Here is a 488-nt window from a genome sequence, read left to right on the forward strand (position 1 = left end):
AAAAAGGTTTGCTGCGCTGAGTCTAGCCGCTCACCTTGAAGGAACTGATGAGACAGTATGGTGCCTTTAAACAGCTTATGCCATCTGATAATAATCGCTTTATCACTCAGTCTTTTAGCTTTGTTATCATCTACATAAAGTACAATATGCGTATGGTTACTCATCACCGCATACGCACACACATCAATACAAAACACTTTTGAAAGTTCTAGCAGTTTATCTTCTATCCACCCTCTTCTATGTTCATACGATTGCCCTGTTACCTTATCTTCACCACACAAATAGGCACGTCGAACGCAGCGTGAAATACAATGGTAGTATTTGGTATCAGTTAAACTCACTTGTCTTTTTCGTGCCGTGGCCATAAGAGAAAGCGCCTATCTTTTAAGCTGAATTTAAAAGATAGGCGATGAATGAAAAACAGTCAATTTACGATGGGTGTCTTGTTAAATTTTTTGTTAAATTTTTTACAAAACCCGGCAAAGGCA

General features: G+C 38.5%; 1 pseudogene. It reads right to left on the minus strand.

The annotated features are described in order from the left end of the window. A pseudogene (locus tag CWC18_RS20610) lies at positions 1 to 365 on the minus strand (transposase); the annotation flags it as partial. Positions 366 to 488 lie beyond the last annotated feature (123 nt).

The sequence above is a fragment of the Pseudoalteromonas aurantia genome (assembly GCF_005886875.1).
In the GTDB taxonomy this organism is placed as follows: domain Bacteria; phylum Pseudomonadota; class Gammaproteobacteria; order Enterobacterales; family Alteromonadaceae; genus Pseudoalteromonas; species Pseudoalteromonas aurantia_A.